This window comes from Leisingera sp. F5, from assembly GCF_001593695.1.
The window spans coordinates 1-1,073 of sequence record NZ_LUKH01001370.1 but is presented as its reverse complement, the minus strand read 5'-3'; the positions used below and the strand labels follow the sequence as shown (position 1 = coordinate 1,073).

The following is a 1,073-nucleotide window of genomic DNA, read 5'->3' as shown; positions in this document are numbered from 1 at the left end:
ACCTTGCCGCCCTCGGGATCCTTGCGGGGCAGGGTCAATACGTCCTGGGTGATCGGCGCGCTGGCGGTCATTGGCTTTAGCCTCGGTGCTGGTGGGCGGATGCGGCTCTATATAGGATTCCCAGGGAAGATCAAAAGGAATCCTTGAACACAAGTTTCAGACCGCAGATTTGACCAGTGCCTATTTGGCAAACCGCACCAGTTCCTCGACCCGGGCGCGGCCCAGGGTCGTCCAGCAGGCCCGCGTTGCAATTCCGGCGTCTTCACGCACCGGATGGGCTTCGCCGGCAAAAGCGCAATGCGCGCTCCGGAACCCTTCCCAGGCTGTTTGGCTCTGCATCAGTGCAGCTTCAACCGCAGTCCCGCCATTGGTGTTGTCACGCTCTGCGGCGGCGACCATTGCGGCTTCCAGCGCGTTGAGCAGTGCGGCTTCCACTCCTTCTTCATCGTCCGCCACACAGGATCCGATTTCCTCACGGCTTCCCGCGCCGCATTCCAGCGCCGGATTGGCAAACGCGGGCGGGAAAAGCAGCGCAACTGCAAGGCAAGCGCACGGAAGACTGGCTGAGTTCGGCATGGCAAGCACCTCCTGCGTCCCATGCTACGCCGCTTGCGGGCCTCAAACAAGAAAACCCCGGCACGGGCCGGGGTTTGGTGTGTTTCCGCTAGGCAGCCGAAATTACTTGCTGCAGCGTTTTTCCGCGTCATCCAAGGCGGCCGTAAAGCCCAGCAGCGAGAAGCTGTCCTTGGTTTGGGTGCCCCGGGCGGACCGCGCGGTCAGCACCGCATTTGCGCCGCGTTTCATGGCGGTAACGATCTTGGCATCATCCGCAGGTGTCGCCGGCCAGGCCCATTCGCCCTCGGTGAACAGTTCAAACTCGGACTCGCCGATGGCCATGTTCACGGTGGAACCCGGCGCAAAGGGGTAGCCGCCGGTAAAGCTGACTTCGCCTTTGGGGGCATCGCTGCTGCGGAAGGTGACAAACAGCTGGATCTCGCTGCGGCGCACCGCCACGACGCGGCCGTCGCGGGTGTTCACGGTTTCCTTTGGTGCGGAAACCCCCCAGCACTCGT

At 62.8% G+C, this 1,073-nt stretch carries 2 protein-coding genes; both read right to left on the bottom strand.

Annotation, left to right across the window (positions count from 1 at the left end):
• Window positions 1–180: 180 nt before the first annotated feature.
• Entirely contained in the window at window positions 181–576 is a 396-nt protein-coding gene (locus A2I95_RS41510) for a lysozyme inhibitor LprI family protein (RefSeq protein ID WP_367153228.1), read from the bottom strand.
• Window positions 577–678: 102 nt separating this feature from the next.
• A partial coding sequence (locus A2I95_RS41505) for an invasion associated locus B family protein (protein WP_291738102.1) occupies window positions 679–1,073 on the bottom strand: 395 nt, incomplete at its 5' end.

Coding starts and splice junctions, on each gene's coding strand:
- A2I95_RS41510 (WP_367153228.1), bottom strand. CDS start 576: ATGCCGAACTCAGCCAGTCTTCCGTGCGCTTGCCTTGCAGTTGCGCTG.